Source organism: Nocardiopsis sp. NPDC058631 (assembly GCF_042716955.1).
GTDB lineage: Bacteria > Actinomycetota > Actinomycetes > Streptosporangiales > Streptosporangiaceae > Nocardiopsis.
Genome location: NZ_JBHXQY010000026.1, coordinates 14,250 through 34,524, shown reverse-complemented (window position 1 = coordinate 34,524; position 20,275 = coordinate 14,250). Strand labels below are relative to the sequence as shown.

General features: G+C 72.9%; 17 protein-coding genes. 10 read left to right on the top strand and 7 right to left on the bottom strand.

Annotation, left to right across the window (positions count from 1 at the left end):
• Positions 1–61: 61 nt before the first annotated feature.
• From ACFWTE_RS11590 to ACFWTE_RS11575, 4 genes are all read right to left on the bottom strand, one after another.
• The gene (locus tag ACFWTE_RS11590) at positions 62–895 is read right to left on the bottom strand and encodes a TIGR02391 family protein (protein ID WP_378779270.1); all 834 of its coding nucleotides are present in this window, start codon (positions 893–895) and stop codon (positions 62–64) included.
• 58 nt (positions 896–953) lie between these two features.
• Positions 954–1,880, bottom strand: a complete 927-nt coding sequence (locus ACFWTE_RS11585; protein WP_378779269.1) for a tyrosine-type recombinase/integrase — start codon at positions 1,878–1,880, stop codon at positions 954–956.
• 176 nt (positions 1,881–2,056) lie between these two features.
• Complete coding sequence (locus ACFWTE_RS11580) at positions 2,057–2,305, bottom strand: hypothetical protein (RefSeq protein ID WP_378779268.1); 249 nt, start codon at positions 2,303–2,305, stop codon at positions 2,057–2,059.
• 317 nt (positions 2,306–2,622) lie between these two features.
• Positions 2,623–2,832 carry a ribbon-helix-helix protein, CopG family gene (locus tag ACFWTE_RS11575; protein ID WP_378779267.1) on the bottom strand — a complete coding sequence of 70 codons (210 nt, stop codon included), beginning with the start codon at positions 2,830–2,832 and terminating at the stop codon, positions 2,623–2,625.
• Between the two features lie 604 nt (positions 2,833–3,436).
• On the opposite strand from ACFWTE_RS11575, the gene ACFWTE_RS11570 reads away from it, so the two are divergent.
• From ACFWTE_RS11570 to ACFWTE_RS11535, 8 genes are all read left to right on the top strand, one after another.
• Positions 3,437–4,687 (top strand): Mu transposase C-terminal domain-containing protein, encoded by a 1,251-nt coding sequence (locus ACFWTE_RS11570; RefSeq protein ID WP_378779266.1) that lies wholly within the window; start codon positions 3,437–3,439, stop codon positions 4,685–4,687.
• Complete coding sequence (locus ACFWTE_RS11565; RefSeq protein WP_378779265.1) at positions 4,684–5,439, top strand: AAA family ATPase; 756 nt, start codon at positions 4,684–4,686, stop codon at positions 5,437–5,439. Before ACFWTE_RS11570 ends, ACFWTE_RS11565 begins: the two co-directional genes overlap by 4 nt.
• Entirely contained in the window at positions 5,432–6,817 is a 1,386-nt protein-coding gene (locus tag ACFWTE_RS11560) for a hypothetical protein (protein ID WP_378779264.1), read from the top strand. The genes ACFWTE_RS11565 and ACFWTE_RS11560 overlap by 8 nt, the downstream gene beginning before the upstream one ends.
• On the top strand, positions 6,814–7,545 hold the full coding sequence (locus ACFWTE_RS11555) for a hypothetical protein (RefSeq protein ID WP_378779263.1): 732 nt from the start codon (positions 6,814–6,816) through the stop codon (positions 7,543–7,545). Before ACFWTE_RS11560 ends, ACFWTE_RS11555 begins: the two co-directional genes overlap by 4 nt.
• A gap of 54 nt (positions 7,546–7,599) precedes the next feature.
• Positions 7,600–8,745: a hypothetical protein gene (locus tag ACFWTE_RS11550; protein ID WP_378779262.1), complete on the top strand. Its 1,146-nt coding sequence runs from the start codon at positions 7,600–7,602 to the stop codon at positions 8,743–8,745.
• 361 nt (positions 8,746–9,106) lie between these two features.
• Complete coding sequence (locus ACFWTE_RS11545) at positions 9,107–10,264, top strand: ParA family protein (RefSeq protein ID WP_378779261.1); 1,158 nt, start codon at positions 9,107–9,109, stop codon at positions 10,262–10,264.
• A complete protein-coding gene (locus ACFWTE_RS11540) occupies positions 10,261–11,217 on the top strand; it encodes a ParB/RepB/Spo0J family partition protein (protein WP_378779260.1) in 957 nt (318 codons plus the stop codon). Before ACFWTE_RS11545 ends, ACFWTE_RS11540 begins: the two co-directional genes overlap by 4 nt.
• Positions 11,218–11,285: 68 nt before the next feature.
• A complete protein-coding gene (locus tag ACFWTE_RS11535; RefSeq protein WP_378779259.1) occupies positions 11,286–11,558 on the top strand; it encodes a hypothetical protein in 273 nt (90 codons plus the stop codon).
• A 715-nt stretch (positions 11,559–12,273) separates the two neighbouring features.
• Here ACFWTE_RS11535 and ACFWTE_RS11530 read toward each other — a convergent pair.
• Together ACFWTE_RS11530 and ACFWTE_RS11525 are read right to left on the bottom strand one after the other, a co-directional pair.
• The gene (locus ACFWTE_RS11530) at positions 12,274–12,567 is read right to left on the bottom strand and encodes a hypothetical protein (RefSeq protein ID WP_378779258.1); all 294 of its coding nucleotides are present in this window, start codon (positions 12,565–12,567) and stop codon (positions 12,274–12,276) included.
• Positions 12,568–13,416: 849 nt separating this feature from the next.
• Positions 13,417–14,976, bottom strand: coding sequence for a DUF2637 domain-containing protein (locus ACFWTE_RS11525; protein ID WP_378779257.1), 1,560 nt, complete (start codon positions 14,974–14,976; stop codon positions 13,417–13,419).
• A 152-nt stretch (positions 14,977–15,128) separates the two neighbouring features.
• Between ACFWTE_RS11525 and ACFWTE_RS11520 the strand changes: the two genes are divergently transcribed.
• Both ACFWTE_RS11520 and ACFWTE_RS11515 read left to right on the top strand, forming a co-directional pair.
• Positions 15,129–15,509 carry a hypothetical protein gene (locus ACFWTE_RS11520; RefSeq protein WP_378779256.1) on the top strand — a complete coding sequence of 127 codons (381 nt, stop codon included), beginning with the start codon at positions 15,129–15,131 and terminating at the stop codon, positions 15,507–15,509.
• Entirely contained in the window at positions 15,506–16,828 is a 1,323-nt protein-coding gene (locus tag ACFWTE_RS11515; protein WP_378779255.1) for a relaxase/mobilization nuclease domain-containing protein, read from the top strand. The genes ACFWTE_RS11520 and ACFWTE_RS11515 overlap by 4 nt, the downstream gene beginning before the upstream one ends.
• 124 nt (positions 16,829–16,952) lie before the next feature.
• Here ACFWTE_RS11515 and mobF read toward each other — a convergent pair whose 3' ends face one another.
• The gene (gene mobF / locus ACFWTE_RS11510; protein ID WP_378779254.1) at positions 16,953–20,111 is read right to left on the bottom strand and encodes a MobF family relaxase; all 3,159 of its coding nucleotides are present in this window, start codon (positions 20,109–20,111) and stop codon (positions 16,953–16,955) included.
• Positions 20,112–20,275: the final 164 nt, after the last annotated feature.

Genomic DNA, 20,275 nt, shown 5'->3' with positions numbered 1-20,275 from the left:
CGGGGTTGAGGAACATCGGAACGAAAACCCGCGCTAAGGGTTCAGCAGCAGGAATCGCAGATCAGGGCAAGCGGGTGACAGTGGCCGCGTCGAGACGCCGATGCATGAACGACAGGGCGGAGAACAGGTCGAGGGCGTCCGGTTCGGGGATGCGCCATCCCGCGGTGGCGCGGGGGGTGTGCGCCGGCGGGTTGCGGAAGGTGCCGAACACTCCCTTGAGGAGGTTGGCGAACCCCTTGTGCTCGCTGATCTCGCTCTCGGTGGTGAAGCCGTTGATGCGGACCAGGGGTGGTGGCCTCCGCGTGCTGAAGCAGTGGTCGACCAGGTCGGCTCCGTCGAGTGTGGATCCCGACATCTCGCGCAGCCGTTCGGCCAGCCCCTTGGTGGCCTCGAAGACCGCGTGGAACACCGACTGGCGCAGGATCTCCTCCTCGCAGTACCTGATCACCTGGGGGTGGACCCCACGGCGCCGGAGTTCGCTCTGGAGCCGTCCTGCCAGTCTGGCGACCTCGTCAAGGTTGGTCGCTCTGGCCCCGCGGGCCAGTTTCCCGGCCTCGTTGACCCGCAGCCCCAGTAACGCCAAAGGCTCGTTGAGCGCGTCTTTGAGCGCTTCGAAGCGGGCGCGGTCCTGGACGTAGCGCCCCGGGGCCATGGCTTCGGTGATGAACCTGATGATGCAGTTCGCAGCCTGGTCCCGCTGCTGCTGGGTCATCAGCGCCGCCCAGAGCCGCTTCCTCTTGTTGCTCGCGCTGGGGTCCACGTCGGGGACTCTCGACACGCTCAGAAGCGTGGTGATCTCCGAGCCGGAGAGCCCCGGGGAATCCGTGCTGGCCAGGACCGCGCAGACCGATTCCACTGCCGCGCTCTGCCACATGGGGTGCCGGATCTTCGCCATGAGGACCATCATGGCGGTCGTTCGACGGCAAGGCGGAGGAAATACCCCGAAAAGGTGATCACTCGTCGGTGGGAAGGTGGGCCACGGCGGCTTCCATGTCGGCCTGGGTGGGCAGGGTGTAGCGGCGGGTGGTCTCCAGGCGCTTGTGGCCCATGAGCTGGGCGACGGTGACCACGTCCACTCTGCTGCGGGTGAGGTTGGTGCCGAAGGTGTGGCGCAGGGTGTGCGCCGACAGCGCCGGGCGGCCGTTCTCGTCGACCAGGTCGGCGTCGGCGGCGATTTCGTCCAGGAGCAGGTTCACCGCCCGGTCGCTCAACCGGCCCCCGCGGCGGTTGAGGAACAGCGCCGCGGTGTCGGCACCGGGCCAGGCGGCCCGTTCGCGCTTCCAGACGGCCACCGCGGTGCGTGCGGAGGCGTCGGCCAGGGGCACGGTGCGCGAGTCGTCGTTCTTGCCCGCCCGCACGATCACCGTCCCTTTGCGTGCGGACAGCGGCACGTCCTCCACGTCCAGGGCGACGAGTTCGCTGACGCGCAGCCCGGAGTAGAACAGCAGCCGCCCGAGGGCCCGGTCGCGCGCGAGGGGGCGTTTCTCCACCGCGCGCAGGAACCGCTTCTGCTCGCGCGGGGCCAGCGCACGGGGGGCGGTGGCCGGCGGCTCGTCGCGGCCCACGGTGGCGGGACCCAGGCCGAGGTGGGTGAAGAAGTGGTCCAGGGCGACCAGGTGGGCGTTGGCGGTGGCCGCCGAGCGCTTGAGCACGGTCTTGAGGTGGGCGCGGTAGTCGCGGGCGGCGAAGTCACGGCCGTGGGGGTCGGTGAGCGGGTCGCCTCCGGCCGGGGCGGCGTCGTCCAGCCAGGCCAGGAAGGACCGCACCCGGGAGGCGTAGGCGCGGCGGGTGTGGGCATCCAGCGGAGCCCGCTCCAGGGCGGCGGCGTAGGAGGCAAACACCGGGGTGTGGACGGCCGGGACGTCCTGGCGTGGCGGCATCGGGCGGCGCCTTCCTGATATCAGAAGTGGTTCCGGGCCCCTGAACCTACCCGGGCCCCGCGATATCAGAACCCGGCACGGCCCCTGGCTTCTGATACTTCGGGGTATCAGAAGCCAGGGGCACCAACCAAGGCGGCCCGGCGATTCGCCGGGCCGCCAACCTCAACGAGGACCCCTCACTTCTCTGCCTGCACTCGGGAACTCCGGGCGCCGAAGTAGTACCCGAGTGCGAGAGTCACCAGCAAGAGTGTCCCGTCGGTGACCGTCTGGAAGAAGCCGGTCAGTTCATCGATCGGAACGCCGGTGAAGGCGCCGATGATGACGGCGATCATCTGGATCAGGAGCACCAGGCCGAAGAGCGTCACGACCAGCAACGCTATGTTGCCCCTCGTCCGTGCTTCTGTTTGTTCGATGGTGTGGGGCACCAGGCTCGGATGGTCGAGCCCGCGGCAGGAGGCGTCATTGGGCGCCTCTGAGATCCCCTGGCTCTGGGAGGTCGAGGCCTGCCCACAGCAGGTAGCGGTCTCTGAATGAGTGGTTCCGAAAGGAGCTTCTTTATCCTGGCTGCAACATGGCTGGATCACCTCATCGGTTGTGCGGACAGTCACTTGGTGAGCTCGTGCGTTGCACTGCTCCCTCACGCCTGCCGACTCACCCGGTGAAACTGAGCTGTGGGTGGCCTGCTTAGCGTCGTGAGGGCAACGCGAACCGTCGGTATCTCGGCCAGACATGCCTGCCTCCTTCATCGGAACACGATCCTCTGCACGTCCTTGGACTCGGGGTCTTCCAGCAAGATCCGCTGGCCCGAACGCTGCGCGTCATCCAGGAACTTCTGAGTCGAGATGGCTCGGCGAATCGCCTCCGTCATGGTGACGTTGTCGCGTTCCACCATGGCCTTCAAGGCCTGCATCACCTCGTCTGACAGGTTCACTGAGATCTTCTGGTAACTCACAGCTCCCTCCTCCACGCCGTTGTAGGTGTGGCGCCCTCGCGTCCGTTGCCGGTGATCCGGTCAAGACGTGTGCCTCAGATAATATCCAAGTCACCTCAGAGATTCCAGAAGGTCGCCTTCCGACTTACCGACCTGGCTCGCACCCAACTACGGTGCGGGGTTTGCTGTTTTTCCAACACATCGCCACTGGTCAGCTCATACTCGACATCGAGGGCTGCGCGCTGGAGGTGGTGGCGGTGGGTCGAGTCGACCCGGAGCGGCGTCATTCGGCGACCGAGCGGTTGCGGCAGCTCGCCGACGCCGGGCAGCTCACCGCCCGGCACGTGCGCCTGGTCGCTGAGGGGTGCGGGGTCAGCGAGCGCACCGTGTGGCGGTGGATCGACCCCCACGCACCGCGGGCCGACGGCCGGGCCCGCCCCGGATACCGGCTCACCGACACCGACCGGACCGCCTACGCCTTCTACCGGGGCAACGCCGCCGCCGTGCACCGCGCCCGCAGCTCCGTCACCGGGGGCCCCGCAGCTCCGTCACCGGGGGCACAGCCGCGCCAGCGGGCGTCCCGGTCCCCGACTCCCTCACCCAGGGGTGGCAGGGCGCGCGGCCGGTGTCCGTGCACACCCTGCGCCGCGCGTTCGCCACCCAGCTCACCGCCGCCGAAAGAGCCCTGTGGCAGGGCGGGGAGAACGCCCGCCGCGATGCCGACGTGTACCTGTCCCGGCCGCCGTCAGTGCGCAACCAGGTGTGGGAGGCCGACCACAAGCAGCTCCCGGTCCTGGTGCTGCCCCCGCGCGGGGGCGCGGTGCGCCCGTGGATGACCACGATCGTCGACGACGCCACCCGCGCCCTAGTGGGGTGGTCGATCACGCTCACCCCGCACACCGGCACCGTGCTGGCCGCGCTGCGGGCCGGGCTGGTCGAGGACCCCGAGCGGGGCCCGTTCGGCGCGGTCCCGGCGCTGGTGCGCATCGACCGCGGCCTGGAGTTCGCCGCCCGCCCGGTCACCGATGCCCTGGCAGCCCTGGGGGTGGACGTGCACCGGCTGCCCGCCTACACCCCGCACCGCAAGGGCAAGGTCGAGCGCTTCCACCGCACCCTGGAACAGATGCTGCTGTCCGCTCTGCCGGGGTTCACCGGCGGCCCCCGGGACGCGGCCGGGCGCCTACACGGCCCCGTGGACGACCGCCCCGCCGCGCGGGCGGCGGCCGAGACCGCCCAGGTGCGCCCGATGGGCATCGACACCCTGGTCGGCCGGGTCCGGGAGTGGGTCGCCTGGTACAACACCGCCCACGCCCACTCCGCCCTGGGCGGCCGTTCCCCGGCCCGGGCGTGGGAGGTCGACCCCGCCCCGCTGGCGCGCATCAGCGCGGAGCGGCTGCGCCACCTGCTACTGGCCCAGGAGGAGCGCGTCGTGGGCAAGGACGGCATCCGCTGGGAGCGCATGTCCTACCTGGCGCCCGAACTCCTGGGGCGGCGCGGCGAGCGCGTCCAGATCCGCTACATGCCCCACGACAACCGCTCCATCGAGGTCTACACCGGCGGCGAGCACCTGTGCACCGCCTACCCCCAGGCGCACCTGACCCCCGAACAGGTGCAGGCGTTCCGCACCGCGCAGAAGGAGGAGGCGCGCCGGCTGGCCGCCGCCCAGCGCCGCTCGGCCCGGCGCTCCCGTACCGAGTTGGCGCCGATGACCGGGGCCGCCCCCGCGGCCGAGTCGCGGCTGATGCCCGCCACCGATGGCGACGAGCTCGCCCGCCGCCGCTTTGACCAGGCGCTGGCGGCCAAGTCCAGCACCAGCCTGCTGGGCCTGGTCGACCCCACTGTCCACCCCGTCGTGGAGGAGAACGAGAACCCGTGAGCGCACCCGCCCACTTCATGGGCCTGACCGGAGCCTCCACCCTCAACACCCGCTCCTTCCAGCTCACACGCCGCGCCGTCACCGACCTGGTCGCCCACCAGGCCACCGGCGTCATCTACGGGCCCGCCGGGACCGGCAAGACCTTCGCTGTCCATGCCACCGTGGCCGAGCACGCCCACACCCAGCCGGTGGTGCTGGCCTTCCCCTCCCACCCGTCCATGCGCGTGGTCGCCGACGAGCTGCTGTTCGCCCTGACCGGGGAGCGCGCACCCGCGCGCCGCAACCGGTTCCAGCTCGTCAACGCCCTCATCGACCACCTGTCCGGCCTGTCCCGGCTGGTCGTGGTCGACGAGGCCCAGCGCCTCAACGGCGACTGCCTCGAACTCCTGCGCCACCTGCACGACCACCCCGACACCCGCTTCGCGCTGCTGTACGCGGGCGGCAACGGCTGCTGGGAGGTGCTCTCGCGCGAGCCGATGCTGCGCTCGCGGCTGTTCCGCATGGTGCCCTTCAAGCCGATCCCGCGCCGCGACGTCGCGGCGCTGATGGGCGCCTACCACCCCATCTACGCCCAGGCCCCGCAGGAGCTGCTGCTGGAGGTCGACGACACCTTCGCCCACGGCACCCTGCGCGACTGGGCGTCCTTCACCCACACCGCCGCGGCGCTGTGCGCCGAGGAGGGCACCGACACCCTGAACGCAGCGGTACTCGCCAACGCCTACGCCCTGCTGGGCGGGGGAGCCGATGCCTGAGCTGACCCTGGTCCACAACGCCGGGGACGAACCCCTGCCCGGCATCCACCACCAGCGCTCAGACAGCGCGTTGGGCGCCCGACCCCACCTGATCGTGCACCCCACCCCGCAGGCCACCGGGTCCCTCGCGCTGGTCCGGGACACGATGCGCGCCCTGGGCAAGGACCCCCGCGCCCTGCCCGCGGGAACCCCCGGAGAGCTGTGGCGGCTGGCGCGGGCCTGGATACGAGCCCACGGCGTGCGCCACGTGGTCGTGGACCGCGCCCACCTGCTCGCCGACGAACAGATCCGGGCCTTGGCCGAGGTGGAGTGCGACCTGACGCTGATCTGGAGCAACGGCCAGACGCCCCGCATCCCACCCCTGGAGCGGGAGCGGAACCTGCGGGTCCAGAACACCTACACCTTCGCCGTGACCTTGGGCGGAGCCCTGCGCCAAGGCGCTGCACCCCCCACGCCGCCACCGACGGTGGACGTCCCGGACCTGCCCCTGGTCGACTTCCCCCGGTTCCGCGCCGCCTGCCGAGACCGGCTCGGGCGCGCCGCCTTCGCCCGCGTCGACGAGATCTACCAGGCCACCCTGGCCCGGACCCTGGACTGGGAGCAGGGCGCCCGCGGCGCCGGCGACTTCACAGTCTCGCTGACCGCCTACCTGCGCGACGACCTCATCGGGGCGCTGGTCGACCCCCGCCTGGCCCTGCTCCGGGTGCGGGCCGCCCAGGCCGCGCTGCTGCGCACCGAGTGGCTGCTGCGCTGGAACACCACCCGCCTGGGCCCCGACCCCGCCGCCGCGCTACGCGGGCACCTGGACCTGACCCGCACCCACCGGCTGTACCGGCACTACCGCACCGACCATGTCGCCGCCACCGTCCTGGCCCTGCACCTGGACCAGGACCCGCGGTTCTTCGACACCATCACCTGCCAGGACGTGACCCCCGCCGGGCAGCTCCAGTGGCAACACCCCCCTACGATCCCCGTCTATCCCACGCGCTACTCCATCCGCCGGTGCCGCCACCCCCCGCTTCCCGAGCCCAGGCGCGACCGCTACGGCACCGAGTACGAGGAACTCACCGGCACGGTGCGCCTGCCCGCGCACATCCGCCTGTTCATGGCCGCCCACCTGGCCCACCGCCACCACCAGGGCGCACTGGACATCGACCCGTTCTTCGTCCACCCCGACTACGTCAGCTTCCCCGGCGGCCGCAGCCCCGTCCCAGGGCTGCTCACCGGAGTCCGCGCGCTCTGCCGCGACCTGTTCGTGGACCGCCCCTGGACGCACTCCACCCGCTGCCAGGACGGCGACGGCAGGACACCCCGCCTGGGCGGGTGGATGCGCCTGCGCGGACTGTCCCTGTCCCGCCTCCCCGGAGCCCGGGGATGAAGGGGTGGGCGCTCCACGAGCGCATGGCCCAGTGCGGGGTGACCGTCCGCGAGGTCGCCGACCTACTGGGCGTGCACCCCCACCAGTTGGACCACGACTCCCTGCGGGGCCTGCCCGAGCTGCCCGCGCGGGTGCTCATCGACCTGGCTCGCCGGTTGGACCTGCACCCCGCCGACCTGCTGCCCGACCTGGAACCGGTGCTGGCCCACCACCGCCAGGACGCCGAGCACGAACCACAGGCCCCCAGGGCAGCGGCCGACGCGCGGGTGGTGCTGGCCGCGCTCGCGCACGCGGGCACCCCCATGCACACCTACACGCTGTGCCAGGCACTCGACTGGCCTCACCCCCGGCTCAAGGCCGCGCTCGACCACCTCCGGGCGCACCCGGACGCGGCCGGTGCTTGGGCGGTGCGCCGCACCGGCGCGCACACCTACGTCCTGGGGGCCCGGATGGACTTGCTCACCGCCGACCAGCGGGCCGCGCTGGAGAAGGCCGCCGGGCGGGTGATCCCGATCGGAGCCGAGGAAGCCGGGGTCCTGGCCGCGCTGCTGGGGTTCGGCCCGCCGCCGCGCGACGCGGATTGGGACGCCGGCGCCCGGGGCCTGGCCGAGGCCGGTCTGGCAGCGGACACCGCCGAGGACGGGTTCGCCGTCGACCCGGACGTCCGGTTCAGCCTCTTCCCCGAATACTCACCGTCAGCGGGAGAGGAAGCAGAAGTCGAGCACTGACATGTTCGTGCTCGCACCCACTGACAAGTTGGTGCTCGATCCACTGACATCCCCGTGCTCGTCAACAGCAACGACTACCGGTCCCGCCGCGGCGACGGCGAGGTCGACGTCCTCAACGGCTACCGGGGCGTGGTCACGGCCGTGGACGCCAACCGGGGCGCCCGCATCGCCTGGCGCCACGGCGGGCGGCCCCAGCAGGCCTGGATCAGCCCCAAGCAGCTCCGGCGCGGCGACCTGGACCTGGGCTACGCGACCACGATCGCCTCCGCCCAGGGCATGACCACGGACCGGTGCCACGTCTACGGCCTGGGCGCCGACGCGAGGGGCCTGTACCCGGCCATGAGCCGGGCGCGGGAACGCACGGACCTGTACCTCCCGGCGGCCGAGATCGAACCGGAGATCACCCGGGCCCGGCTGGGCGAGGCCGCCGACGAGGCCCAGGCGCTGGCGCGGGCCGTGGCCGCCTACGCCGCCACCCTCACCGACGACGAGGACCAGCTACTCCTGGACGAACTCGCCGCCCGCCTGCCCGAGGGCACCCCCGACCTCCCCGCCCCGGCGGCCGCCGACCACGACGACGACCAGGTCGTGCCCGAGCACGAGCGCCAGGCCGCCCAAGCCCGCGCCCTCATCCGCCAGGCCACCGAGCTGGAATCCGCCCTGCCCGCGCTGCGCGAGGAGTACCGGCTCGCCGAACAGCGAGCCGAGGTCGGGCGGCTGCGGCTGATGATGGGCAGGACGAACCCGGCCGCCGCCCGCGCCGCCGCCCACCAGGCGGGCGAGCGGATCCACCACGTCTCCGGCCAGGCCGACGCCCTGCGCGACCGGGCCCGGAAGCTGTCCGAGCAGGCACGGGCGGGCCGCGAGCGCCAGGAGAGCGCGGCCGTGGCCGCCGCCCAGCGCGCCCAGCACCTGACCGCCCTGGAACCGGTGGCCACCTCCCGGGCGCTGACCAGGGCCGAGCTGGCCACCCTGAACACCGACGGGCTGACGAAGCTGGACCACGCGGCCTGGCGCAAGGGCATGGCGGGCCGGAGCGCCAAGAGGCCCCCGTCCCGGATCAGCGCACCCCCCGCCCCCGCCCCCGCCCCGGCGCCGGTGCGCAAGACCAGGACGCCGCGCCCCACGCCCCCGCCCTCGGCGCCCTACCGGCACACCCCGGGACCCATCCGCGGCCGCGGCCCGGGGATCGGCCGGTAGGTCCGGCGGGGCGGGCGCCTGGTGGTACCCGGGGGCCAGCCCCCGGGACCCCCGGTTCCACGCGGGAACCTGGCGCCCACCCGACGTCCGGGCCCTCCGTCGCGGGCGCCAGAACCCCGCGCGGGCCAAAACCGGGGCGGGCGCCGGCACCGTGACCGGCTTCTCCCCGACCTCGCTGGCCGTCGTCGCCGTGGTCTGGGCCCGCCGGTGCCCCACCGAGCGCCTCGCTGCGAACCCCGTCCAGGGCGGAGGAACCCGCCGGGGCACGGCACCGCCGGCCCCGGTTTTACCGGGTAAAAGATCGCGGCACGCGCGCAGAAGAGCTTCGCCCAGCTCAGGCGGCGTTAGTAAGGTAACGCCCATGGCATCACCAACCTCCGGCGAGAGGGAGAAGGTCACCTCCAAGCTGCCCGCACCACTCCGGGCCCGCGTGAAGGTCCGCGCCGCCGAGCACCGGATCGACATGCAGGACGTAGTGGCCCAAGCCCTCCAGGCCTGGCAGCAGGCCGGCCCGCGGCCCGTCGCGGACACCTCCGGGGCCCCGCCCTTCAGCACCTGGCTGGCGCCGGGTGTCTACGACACCTTCAAGGCGCACTGCGCCCAGCGCAGGGTCTCCTACATCCAGGGCCTGGCCCAGGCCCTGGAGCTCTGGCTCGCCGACCACCCTTCCCCACAGGAGGAGCACGTGGCAACACCGCATCCCCGCCGCAGGATCCTGGCCAACCAGAAGGGCGGCGTGGGCAAGACCGCCCTGTCCGCCGGAGTGGGGCAGGCCTACGCCGAAGGCATCGAGTACGGCGGCCCCGCCCAGCGCGTGCTCCTGGTCGACTTCGACCCCCAGGGCCACCTGACCGCCCAGTTCGGGGTCGACAACCTGGCCCTGGGCAGCGACAGCCTGGTCAAGCACATGACCGGCGAGGCCCACGGGGACCTGGCCGACCTCGTCGTGCCCATCGCCGACGAGCGCTTCGCCGACCGGCTGCACCTGCTGCCCGCGTGCGCCGACGGGTTCGTCCTGGACGTGAAGCTCTCCACGATCCGCGCCCGCGAGGCCGCCCTGGAGCGGGCCCTGGAACCGCTGGAGTCCGCCTTCGACGTCATCGTGGTCGACTGCCCGCCCAGCCTCGGGCTGGCCATGGACAGCGCCATCTACTACGGGCGCCGCCGCCCCGAGGAGAAGCCCGCCGCCTCCGGGGTGGTGATCCCGGTGCAGGCCGAGGACTCCAGCGCCGACGCCTACACCCTGCTGACCGGCCAGATCGAGGACCTGCGCCAGGACATGCGCCTGGAGGTCGACTACCTGGGGCTGGTGGTCAACATGTACGACAGCCGCCGCGGGTACATCGCCACCTCCTCCCTGCAGGCCTGGCAGGAGATCGGCGACCCGGCAGTGATCGCCGTGGTGCCCGACCGCAAGGAGCAGCGTGAGGCGGTGCGCAGCAAGCAGGGCCTGCTCGTCTACGACCCCAAGTCCGACCAGGCCGCCGCCATGCGCAAGATCGCGGGGATCCTGGCATGAGCAAGGCCGACAAGCTGGGCCGCTCGGCCTCCTTCGGCGCCGCGGGCCGCGCCACCAGCGCCCGCCGCCAACTCATCTCCCAGGCCGCGGGGGAGGCCCCCGCAGACCCCTCCCGGGTGCCCCTGGCACACCTGGTCGGTAACCCCGAGAACCCGCGCGAGAGCCTGGGCGACCTCTCCGAGCTCGCGGGCAGCCTGACCGAGCACGGGCTGCTGCAACCGCTGCACGTCCTCCCCCGCCGCGCCTACGTCCACGCCCACCCCGAGCACGAGGAGGCGGTGGCCGAGGCGGTCTTCGTCGTCATCAACGGCAACCGCCGCCTGGCCGCCGCGCAGCAGGCCGGCCTGGAAACCGTGGCGGTGCACGTGCGCACCCCCCGCGGCGAACAGGACGACAGCGAGGTCACCCTGCGCGCGGCGGTGCTGGCCGAGAACATCCACCGCCAGGACCTGCACCCCCTGGAGGAGGCCCGTGAGATCGGCAAGCTCCTGGGCCAGGGGTTGAACCGCTCGCAGGCCGCGGCCCTGCTGGGCAAGTCCAACGGGTGGATCACCCAGCGCCTGATCCTGCTCGACCTGCACCCGGATCTGCAGCAGGAGCTCAAGGACGGGGAGCTGAAGCTCGCCCAGGCCCGGGAACTGGGCAAACTCCCACCCCAGGAGCAGCTGGCCGCCCGCCGCAAGCAGCAGGAGGAGTTTTACGCGGTAAAACCCGCCGACCCTGCCGCCCCCTCCCCGGCGGCCCCGGCACAGCCCGCACCTCCGGTGGCGAAGAATCCCCCACGCGATGCCGCCCAGCCCAAGGGCGCCCCGCAGCCGGGGGAGCAGCTGACGCTGGACCTGTCCTGGGACGAACCCGAAGTCCTGGCCGAGCAGGTCTACAAGGAGCTGGCCTCAGGGCTGGGCCCCGACGAACTCCAGCGGTTCGCCCAGGCGTTCCTGGACCGGCTGTAGTTCAGCCACCTGGGGGTGCGGGTGGCGCTACGGTCGGCCAAGGGGCACCGAGCACGAGGGGCGAAACGATGGGGCAGCGGCGCGCAGGCCTGGGGCAGAGCGGGCTGGGATCGGCACGCACACGGATCCGGCAGAGCCTGCCCACCAAGGTGGACCTGGTCGACGATCTGCTCGCGCCGGGGTCGGTGCCGCCGCTGTTGACGCTGGAGGAGGCCCACGACGTGCTGTTGGTCCTGGAGGCCGCGGCGGCCGCCGCTCCCGACACCCCGGCGGCAGAGCGGGTCTCGACCTTGGCGGACCGGCTGCGGGTGCGCCTGCACGAGGCGGCACGCCAGGCCTAGCACGCACGCGGCAGGTGTGGGTGCGGGCCGGGTCTGACACTGGATCTCGCGCACAGGGGGGCCGTTGCGGTGTCCCGCTCCGGGGAGGGGGCGGGCGGCGCCGCGCGATCGCACCGCCCCCTGGGCGATTTTCTGGGCCCTGAGTTTTACGCGGTAAAACCCGTCGAGCCGTTCGGGCCCGCCGCGCACTTCCCCGGGGCTCTGGCGAGGGCCCGGGTTTTACCGCGTAAAACCCTCCGGCGCCGCCTGGCGATCACCGCGCCAGGTTCTCGGATGGGTCGCCCCCGGACATGGCCGAGTCGCTCCCTGGCCACGGTGGCCACCCCTTGGCCACCGTGGCCGGCGCCGCCGACGGGCTCTGGCCATCGTGGCCACGGGGTGGCCGCGCGCCGGGCTTGGCTCCGCGCCGCACACGTTCTGGTGGCCACCGTGGCCAGACCTGGAGGACACCGTGGCCAAGGCGGTGGCCAGGCATGGCCACCGTTGTCCACGCGTGGCCAGAGCGTTGGCCACGGTGTCCGACGGTGGCCACAGCCACGCCTGGGAGGGTGCGGGCATGGGTCGGGGACGCAGGGTTTTACGCGGTAAAACCCACGAGCTCCTCCACCCGGGGTGGGGGCCGCCCGCCACGACGAGCGGGGCCACGCGGTGCCCTGCGCGGTGGTCGTCCCAGCCCTTCAGGCCGCGGCCTCCGGGAGTGGGCGGGTCTGCTGGCTCAGTCTCCGAGGAACCACAGGTACAGGTGTTCTCCGTCCAGGACTCTGTGACCCAGGTCCAGCAACGCACGCGCGAACTCGTCGCTGAGCACGCCCGGTGGCAGGCGCGGCACCTCTCCCAGCAGGGTGGACACCTGGCGGCTGTTGAAAACGGTGTCCGCGTACGGCAGCAGGTGCCCCAGCATCGCGAACACCGACTGGTCGAGGCCGGCCAGCTCCGGCCCCCAGACCAGACCGTGCTCGGAGCGAGCCTGGATGGTGCCGTCCTCGCCACGTACCTGGAGATGGATCACGGCCCGAGCCTAGGGCTCGGGGAGGCGCCGTGCGGCCCCTGGCGCACCCCGGCCAAGGGGTGGCCGCACCCCTTGGCCACTTCTTGGCCAGCACTGTCGGCGGGCTCTGGCCACCGTGGCCACAGAGTGACCACACCCCGGACCGGGCCCCGCGCCGCGCCCGTTCTGTCGGCCACCATGGCCAGACCTGGAGACACCGTGGCCGGGCCTGGTGGCCACGCCTGGACCACGATGGCCAGGCGTGGCCAAGGCCTTGGCCACGGTGTCCGGCGGTGGCCAAACAGGGGTACGGGGGTGTCTCCCGTGCGTTGGACACACGGGACGCGCCAGTGAGCCTCGGCCGGACCAGGACGAGGGCACAGGGCACTCCCGGAGTCGACCTCGGTGCTTCCCGGTGCTGTGTCCGTCGTCCCCGCGCGAACGTCACGATGAGCCCCCACCTGCGAATCCCTGATCAGCGGCCGGGGCTCGAGAGGCCCGGCGGGTTTTACCGCGTAAAACTCCAGCGGTGGGGGACGCGCCCTGGACCGGGCGCCCCCTGCACTGCAGGGCCTTGGCCACGCGTGGCCAAGGCCGGTGGACATGCTTGGCCACTGTGTGGACACCGTGTCCGGCACCGGCTGCGTCCGGTTGCGGGGAGGCGGTGCGCCGAGCGGTGCCGCAGGGTTTTACGCGGTAAAACCGGCGCGCCCCGGATGGCCGTGGCCACCGTGGCCAGAGCCTTGGCCATGGTGGCCACAAGATGGCCAGCGGGGTGTGGCCACCCGCCGCCGCACCCCGCCTGAGGCGGGCGCCGCCCCGGCACGGAGCCCGTCTCGGGCGCCGGTGCCGGGGGTGTGTCCGGGGCGGTCAGTGCGGGGTGTCCACCAGCGGCCGCTGCGGGGCCAGCTCGCTGCGGTAGCGGCGCGCGGTGCGCGGTGAGGCGTGGATGCGCTCGGCGATCTCGGCGTCGGTGATCGTCGGGTGGGTCTGCAGCAACTCGCGCACGCGCTCGCGCTTTTGCTCGGGTGAGAGCAGCTCAGGCTCACTCTCCTGCTCCACCTCAGGTTCGGGTTCGGCGGCCGCCAGGGGCTCGCGGGGCACCTCGGCCGCGGGCTGTTCCTGGGCCGGGGGGCTCTGGAACACCGGCCCTTCCCGGGTCCAGTAGGGGGCGGGCACGGTCTCGGGGACCGGTGCGGGCGCCTCCGGCTGGGGGTGCTCCTCGTCGCCTGTGGCCACCCGGGGCGTGGCCGTGTCCGGGGCCGGGGAAAGCGTGGCCGCCTCGGCCACGGGCGTGTCCGAGGCGGTGGCCACCGTGTCCGTCTCGTCCTGGCCATCGGCGGGGACGGGGTCGGGCGCGGGCGGCTCGGACGCGCCCTCCAGGGCGGGTGCCGGCCCCGGCTGGCCACCGTGGCCAACCCCTTGGCCAACCTGTCCAGCGTCGTGGCCACGCTGTCCGATCCCGTGGCCAACCTGTCCATCGTCGTGGCCACGCTGTCCGATCCCGTGGCCAACCTGTCCATCGTCGTGGCCGACCGGGCCGCGTTGGCCGCCCGGGTTGGCCAGGGCCGTGGCCTCGGCGGCGGTCATGGCCACCGTGTCCGCGGTCATGGCCCGGGTCAGAGCGAAGGCGGTGTCGAGCTCGTACCCGTTGTCGAGCATCCACCGCAGATGCCTGGGGGTGTGCCGGCGCCAGGTGAGCCCGTGCTGCTCGCGCAGCATCGCATAGGCCAGCTGCCGGCGCTGCTCGTGCTCCAGCGCCCGCGGGTAGGAGGTGATCCCCCACCCCAGCATCAGACGCGCCACCTTCATCGTCGAGACCGGGTGCGCGATCCACCGCCCCACGGGGATGCGGTCCGCGGCCTGGCCGTGCGCGAGCCCCGCCAGGTGCCGGATCCACGCCGCCACCCCCTCCGCGATCAGGATGATCACGATCGGCGGGCCCGCGTGGCCCAGGTAGGAGGCCGTGGACCCGTCCCCCTGGGAGACGTTGAGGATGATCGTGATGGCCGAGAGCGCGTAGGCCGCCCACCGGTTCAACGCGTGCCGGCGCCCCTGCCACTCCATGAGCAGGTCCATGGCCAGGAAGTACACGATGACGGCGTCGATCCCCACGGGGAACAGGAACCGCAGGTCACCGCCGTTGAGCGCGTGCAGCTGGGTGTCCTGAAGCCAGGTGGCCGCCTCGTACAGGGCCGCGTAGCTCATGGTGAACGCGACCAGGATCAGTGCCAGCGCCACCACCGCGATGACTACGGTGGCCACCAGGTAGCCGCCGTGCAGGGGCACAGCCCCCGCACGCCCCTCACCCGGGTCCGGTCTCGGTCTGCGTGAGGCCGCACGGCGCATCCCCCACACCGCCACACCGGTCACGACCAGCGCCGCGGCACACACCAGCCACCAGGTCGAGCCGGACAGCACATCGGACATCGGTTTCTCCCAAATCGCCAGTAACCGGACGAGTCTGTCAGAAGCTGCGGACGGCCCCCTGGTTCTCGACCCGCGTTCGCCCCCGCCCGCCGCATCGGCCATCATCACCAGGCAACGCGAGAACACCCCCACACCATGAAGAGGAGCCGGCAGTGGAGGAAACAGCCCAGCACCGGCGCGGCAACCGCAGGATCGGCATCCGCCGCGACAACTACGTCAAGCTCAGCCTCAGCGACGACGAGCACGCCCTGCTGCTCCAGGCCGCCAAGGACCAGGCCATGACCCTGAGCGGGTTCGCCGCCCACGCCGCCCTGGGCGTGGCCCGCCAGACCCTGGCCACCTCACCCGACGCCCGCCAGACACTCGTGGCCCTCAACGACGCCGTCATCGCCCTGGAACACCTGGGCGCCGACCTGCGCACCCTCCCCGACCCCGCACCCGACCAGGTCCGGGCCCTGCTCGAGCGCGCCGCGGCCGCGGTGGAGACCCTCGAGGACGCCGGCGAGGCGGTTGTGGAACACTCCCGACCATGATCGCCAAGGTGATGCGCGGCCAGGACACCCTCGGACTGCTCAAGTACCTGTACGGGCCCGGAAGCGCCAACGAGCACACCGATCCCCACCAGGTGGGCGCCTGGCGCACCCTGGGCGTCCCCGACCCCGGCCGCACCCCCGCCGCCGACCTGGGCGTGCTCGCCCGGCGCCTGGACCGGTTCGTGCGCCCCCAGGTGCGCCGCCACGTGTGGCACTGCGCGATCCGCGTGGCCCCCACCGACCGCCCCCTCACCGACCCCGAGTGGGAGCAGGTCGCACGCCGCCTCGCCTCGGCCGGCGGGGTGGCCCCCCTGGGCGATGAACGGGCCTGCCGGTGGGTGGCCGTGCGCCACGATGGAGGCGAGAGCCACCACATCCACCTGCTCGCGACCCTGGCCCGCCAGGACGACACCAACCCCGACATCCACAACGACGCCCTGCGCCTGCGCCAGGAGTGCCGGCGCCTGGAGGACGAGCTGGGGCTGCGCCCCACCAGCGCCTCCGACAACACCTCCGCCCCCTCCCCCACCCGCGGCGAGACCGAGAAGGCCCTGCGCCAGGGCCGGGAGCGGCCCTCGCGCGCCGTTCTGGAGTGTCTGGCCCGCCGTGCGGCGGCCGCCGCACGCACCGAGGAGGAGTTCTTCGCCGCCCTGGGGGAGGGCGGGGCGCTGCTGCGCCCGCGCGAGAGCGCCGCCGGGGCCGTGACCGGGTACGCGTTGGCTCTGCCCGGGGATGTGGCCCCTGATGGGCAGCCGGTGTGGTTCTCCGGCGGGTCCCTGGCCCCGGACCTGTCCCTGCCCCGGGTGCGGGCCCGCTTCGCCGACGTGCCCCCTGTTCCGGCTCCAGTGCCTGGGGGTGGGCCCTGGGCGGGTCTGACCCGGGCGGTGCGGGCCCAGGGGGAGCTGTGGGGGCCCTGGGGTGCGGGGGCACGTGCGGCGGGGGTCGCGGCGCTGTCCGATGCGCTCACCCTGGCCGCAGCCGCCGCACCGGAGCCTGTGGCGGGGGTGCTGGAGGCGGCCGAGCGGGACTGGAGCCACGCGGGGCGCCCTCCGGTGCGGGCCGCGGCCACGGTGGCGGCCGCCCGGCTGCGCGAGGCGGCCCGCGCCCTGGCCGCGGCGGATCCGCAGGCCCTGCGGGACGAGGACGCCTGCCTGGAGGCGGTCCGGCAGATGGCGGTGATGGCCGCCCAGGTCGCCCACTGGTACCGGGACCGGGACTGGGCCCCTCAGGAAAGGGCCGCTGAACTGGCCAGGAAACACCTGGTAGAGGTGGGGGGAGAGGGCGCGGGCGAAGACAACACCCTCACCTTGACGGTGTAAAGCTCAAACGGGAGAAAGTCAGCCCCAAAAAGGGCCTGACCATCTGGCCTGCGACAAGTTCCTACCCCAGACCTAGGGGCTCCGCCCCACCAAGCACCAGGACCCCGCAAGGGGCGGGCGGACCCTACTTGGCCCGCCCGCCCCTGCGCCCCGGGCCGCTCCCACGCCGGTTGACCGGCCCCGCCGCACCCTTGCGGGCGGCGAACTTGCCCAGCGCCTTGTCCACACCCACCGGCGCATCGATACCCCCGCGCCCGGGACCCACATTGGGACGCTGACGGGGCGCGCCCTGCGCCCGCTCAGACCGGCCACCGTCCAGCTCATCGATGACCAGCCCCTCACTGCGCACCTCCAGCGTGCGCGCGTACGCGCTGACGCACGCCTCCACCACGTCCTTGTCGTTGCGCGCACCCGCCAGGCGCTCCCGCAGCTTCGGATCCTGCAGCGCCTCCGAGGCCAAGTACAGATCCGCGCGCTTGCGCGAGCGCGTCATCGCCGGATACAGCGAATGGGCGTCCGCCCCAATCCCGTACACGTGCACACGCGCACACGTGAGCCCCTGAGCCGCCGCGATCGTCATCGCATACCCATGGCTCAGATCACCCCGCCCGATCGCCTCAGGGCTGATCCAGGCGCTGTGCACACGACCACGGCGGCGCCACTCCACCCGCGCCCCGCGCCGGGCCTCCACCTCGGCCACCACCCCGCGGAACCCGTTGAGGACGTCCTCGCCCTCACCGCGCCGGGACCGGTAGTCGTTGCGGCGCACCCGCACCACGTCACCGGCCGCCAATGCCAGCCGCTCCCCGCCCCGCAGCGCGAAACCGACCTCATCGCCCTGCAGGTGGCCGCCCGCCCGGGCAAGGGAGCGGATGCGGTGGTTGAGCTCGTCCACGTCCCCGTTGCGGGCCGCCAAAACCAGCACGTCCTCCACACCCTGGAACCGGTCCCCGATCCCCCGGCGGTCCCCCCACCAGGCCTGGGCGATGGCCTCGTGCGCCTGGTGGGCGCGCTCGGCGGCGTGCACCCGCCCCGCACGCCCCCACACCGACAAAGCGACCTCGCGCCCCTCCTCCAGCCACGCCGCCAGCGCCTGCTGGTCCACCGCATCGCTCTGCCGGCGGTTGTGCGTCAAGGTGTCGCCCTTGACCAGGGTGTGCACCGCCGAGAACGTCCCCCCGACCCCGATCGCCCGAAGCTGCTTGGGGTCGCCGATGCCCACGATCTTGGTGCCGGTGCGCTCGGCCTCGGCCACCAGCACCGCCATGTCCAAGTCGTTGACCATCGCGGCCTCGTCCACCACCAGCACGTCCACACCCTCAAGGCCGGGCCCGGCATCGATGCGCTGCAGCCAGGTGGCCACGGTGCTCGAGGTGATCCCCGACTCCGCCTGCAAGTTGGAGGCGGCCACCGCCGCGACCGCGGCGCCCTCGACCTTGTACCCGGCCGCCTCCCACCCGGTGTTGACCGCGCTCATCAGCGTCGTCTTACCGGCCCCGGCCACACCCCGCACCATGTCCAGGCCATGGCCCGCACCCATCAGCCGCGCGGCCACCCGCCGCTGCTCCGCCGACAAAGCGAACCCGCGCTCGGCCTCGAAGGCGCCCAGCACCGCCACCGCCTGCGTGCGCTCCACCACCGCCGCGCCCTGGCCCAGGCGCCGCTTGGCCGAGGCGGTGATCGTGCGCTCAGCCTCCACGATCCGCCTCGAGCTCACCCGGTCGGCGTTGGACAGGTGCGCGCCCTCGCTGGTGGGCAGCGCCACCGCCTCGTCCGAGCCCATCACGGCGTCGGTGAGCACCTCCAGCTCCGAGAGCCGGCCCACCCCGCCCGGCAGCGCGGCCGCCACCGCGGCCATCACCTGCGCCCGGTTGACCACCTTGCGCTGGGAGGTCACCCCCGTCCGCGGATCCCAGACCTGGGCGATGAGCTCCTCCAGCGACGGCCGGGTGGTCTCGGGCCCCTGACCCGGGGCCCCGGGGAGCGCGCCGGTGACCACCGCGTCCACGTCAAAACCCGACGCCTGGGCCCGGGCCCGCCACGCCTGACGGGCCGTGCCGGTCTCGCTCAACGGGTTCTTGGCCTCGGCCAGCACCCGCCCCGCGGCCTGCTTGTGCTCCCGGGAGGCGTCCTCCCCCACCAGGGCGTTGATCTGCCGAGCCCGCGAACTGAACACCCCGCGCAGCGCCGGGTCGAACCCGGCGATCTCCCACTCACCCGTGCGCTCGTCCTGCTCCCACACCGCCCCCAAGCGGCGCGTCAGCTTCTCGCGCATCCGCGCCTTGGCCAGCTCACCCGCCAACGCCACATGCCGGTGCAGATCACGCCCGCCCGCCGCCAAGGTCCGCCACTTGCCATCAGCGCACTGGACCATGTTCGGGATCATCACGTGCGCGTGGATGTGCGGATCACCGATCTGCCCCTCCACCGGCCGGGCCGAGCGGTGCAGCGTGATCGAGGCCGCGAACCCGCTGGCCTGAACCCGCTGGGCCCGCTCACCGTCACCGTGATGGCCGCTCATCCCGTAGGCGACCCACCCCTCCACGTCGGCCACGGTCTCGCGCACCGACTCCAGGTAGATCTCCTCGACCTGCGCAGCCGTCTTCTCATCCGCCAGCGCGAAGGCCAAGGACACGCTCTTGGGCATGTTCAGCACCAGGTCATAGCCCCGGTTGCCCACCCGCACACGATCATCGCCATGAGCGCGCGCCCGCTCCAGCTCCGCCGCATCCCACACCCGGCCCGGGTCCACACCCGCGGCCTCGGCGATCGCCTCCAGCTCCGCCACCGGCGCCCGGTGCCCCTGCCCGTCACGCACCAGGCCCTTCTCCAGGCGGGCGAACCGGGCGGCCAGACGCGGCGACTCCAACAACGCGGACGGGTCCATGTGCGCGGCCTCGGCCACCGCCCGCACCGCCTCCACCAACGGGGCGGCCTCGAGCTTGGCGCGTGGGTCCACGGCCATCTTCGGGACCACCAGCTGCTGACCGGTGCGCGGATCGCGCCCGGCCATCACCTGGCGCATCGACTCCAGCGCGGCCTCATCGTCCAGGGTGGTGCCGGCCCGCTCACCGAACGCCGCCCACCCCGACCCGACCCGCTCCACCGCACGCGCGGCCCCGTACAGCCGGTAGTCCTCGGCCGCCCGGGCAGCCTCGTCACCGTGGGCGTGCTCCTGGGAGTCCTCGGCGTGGGTGTGGGCGGCCTGGTCGCAACCGCACTGGCTCTGCAGCCGGTAGTCGACCTGGGAAGCATCCGGGCCCAGCGTCGTCACCCACGCCACGCGCAACCCCCTGGTGGTCCAACACGATCCCCGCGCGCTCAACCCGCCCCAAACAGCAAGGGGCCGGGAGCGCGCCTACGGCGACTAGGACGCACATCAAAACCCCCTGGTTCGCACCAATCACCCACAAAACAGCCCACACACCCGACTTTTCGGGACCAGGA

Bases quoted from the DNA above. Each gene is read 5' to 3' on its own strand.
- ACFWTE_RS11590 (WP_378779270.1), bottom strand. From the start codon at position 895: ATGGCGAAGATCCGGCACCCCATGTGGCAGAGCGCGGCAGTGGAATCG.
- ACFWTE_RS11585 (WP_378779269.1), bottom strand. From the start codon at position 1,880: ATGCCGCCACGCCAGGACGTCCCGGCCGTCCACACCCCGGTGTTTGCC.
- ACFWTE_RS11560 (WP_378779264.1), top strand. From the start codon at position 5,432: ATGCCTGAGCTGACCCTGGTCCACAACGCCGGGGACGAACCCCTGCCC.
- ACFWTE_RS11555 (WP_378779263.1), top strand. From the start codon at position 6,814: ATGAAGGGGTGGGCGCTCCACGAGCGCATGGCCCAGTGCGGGGTGACC.
- ACFWTE_RS11545 (WP_378779261.1), top strand. From the start codon at position 9,107: ATGGCATCACCAACCTCCGGCGAGAGGGAGAAGGTCACCTCCAAGCTG.
- ACFWTE_RS11540 (WP_378779260.1), top strand. From the start codon at position 10,261: ATGAGCAAGGCCGACAAGCTGGGCCGCTCGGCCTCCTTCGGCGCCGCG.
- ACFWTE_RS11535 (WP_378779259.1), top strand. From the start codon at position 11,286: ATGGGGCAGCGGCGCGCAGGCCTGGGGCAGAGCGGGCTGGGATCGGCA.
- ACFWTE_RS11525 (WP_378779257.1), bottom strand. From the start codon at position 14,976: ATGTCCGATGTGCTGTCCGGCTCGACCTGGTGGCTGGTGTGTGCCGCG.
- ACFWTE_RS11515 (WP_378779255.1), top strand. From the start codon at position 15,506: ATGATCGCCAAGGTGATGCGCGGCCAGGACACCCTCGGACTGCTCAAG.